Below are 1,647 nucleotides of genomic sequence, written 5' to 3'. Positions count from 1 at the left end.
GGGATTCATCCTGAAGAGACAGCGCAAGTGTATTGTGTTCACCGCTCATCAAAGACATCATGATGAAATGATGATATTCCGCATAAGAATGAGGCATTTTTTAAACGCAGTGCGCTGAAGTGTGGTTGGATAAAAAAGTCAATCCATTCAGGAAATACGGGCGTATTCTTTTCTTTCGACAATGAGGCCGTTGGCAAAATAAAATGATTTACATAATCGTTTCTGATGAATATCTTCTGCTCACATAAAAATCACACAATAACTTTGAGATCGCAGATTGTTTTACTTTTACAGCATTCGTCCCCCCATTGTTGGGCAAATATAGATTGGGCCAGAGCACGAAAGTTAATACCACGTTCGCACAGCTCCTCCAACAGCACGACAAGATGCCACATACTGCGCCCCAGTCGGTTCAGTTTACAGACTAGCAGTGCGTTCCCTGCCGATGATGTCCTGACCAGTTTTTTCAGTCCGGACCTCCTGCCACGGTTTTACGTTGAAGTGGTAACCCTGAGCACGCAGTTCTTCAGTCAGGCGTGGTGCACCGTAACGCTGTTATTGCTGGGTAAGATCAAAAAACTTTCAGGCAGCTAAGGAAAGTTGAACCAGACATTAGATGAAATATTTCAACCAATTACAGCACCAATTCAGTCACTGCCAGCCCACCAAATAAATCAAGGGGTTACATGAAAACGTAGCCCCTTTTTCTTTGGTAGTGACACTAAAATGGATGTAGTGTGAAGAATAATCCCGTTTACTCAATCAATAATACATATTGTTTCAATCTACGGTATTATCTCTTTGTAAAAATTGCCATTTATTAATCATTGAAAACTGCTTTTAGAACTTGATACAACGGGACTAGTCACAACAGGACTATTCTCAACGGGATCATCCTCAGAGGAACTATCATCAAAGTCATCATCCATAAATAAAATATCATCGAATGGTGCCACGCCCGTGATGAGTTTTATTTTATTATTACGATCAGTCAATACTCCACTTAAACCGTTTTCGCTCACAGGTTTTAATGATTTTTCATTACTCTTGTTGTAAGCAGGCGCATTAAAAATACACGGAGTATCAACATCAAACAATGACGTTCCCCAGTTCACATATTGAATATCATAGTTACTGAAGTTCTGTCCAGAAAAGAAGCACCCCTTAAAATCCAATCCACGTAAATTATATAAACCACCCTCTTCTTTTTGGAGAGTAATGTTAATTTTGGCTATCTCCCGGACATCATCGCCATTTTTGTATTTGAATACCGTTTCAAGATGTTCTCCAGACAGCTTGACTTCAGGAAATAATTTGAAATCAAAGCCTATATTATTATGTGTCAACGTAGATGAACAAAAAATGGAAAAAGCTTGCAGTGCTGAATTATAGCTATCGATTTTATCTTGAGGCTGAGCTCTTGGTAAAAACTTATAGCAACACTCATAAAAATTAAACAGAAGCTCTGAAGACCTTGTATTTTTATCAAATAAGACCCCCTTGAACTCATTCACAAACGCATCTTTTTTTTCTTGAATATCTATGGGGTGTTCCTTTGACTCTGACAAAGATGAAATCTCATCTATTTTGTTTTCATATGAATTACGTGATTCCATACAGACATTTGGCGGCGTTTCTAAAATAACA

The 1,647-nt window shown here is 38.5% G+C and carries 1 protein-coding gene and 2 pseudogenes; all 3 read right to left on the bottom strand.

Annotated elements, in window-relative coordinates:
* On the bottom strand, positions 1 to 97 hold a 97-nt coding region (locus RTW80_RS24910; RefSeq protein ID WP_219402551.1), incomplete at its 3' end, for an ATPase.
* A 223-nt stretch (positions 98 to 320) separates the two neighbouring features.
* Positions 321 to 488: pseudogene (locus RTW80_RS24905) on the bottom strand (recombinase family protein); the annotation flags it as partial.
* 336 nt (positions 489 to 824) lie between these two features.
* Positions 825 to 1,647: pseudogene (locus tag RTW80_RS24900) on the bottom strand (hypothetical protein); the annotation flags it as partial.

This window comes from Escherichia sp. AM3 (assembly GCF_032029835.1).
In the GTDB taxonomy this organism is placed as follows: Bacteria; Pseudomonadota; Gammaproteobacteria; order Enterobacterales; family Enterobacteriaceae; genus Escherichia; species Escherichia coli.
The sequence above is the reverse complement of the archived record's forward strand: the minus strand, read 5'-3'. Positions and strand labels throughout refer to the sequence as shown.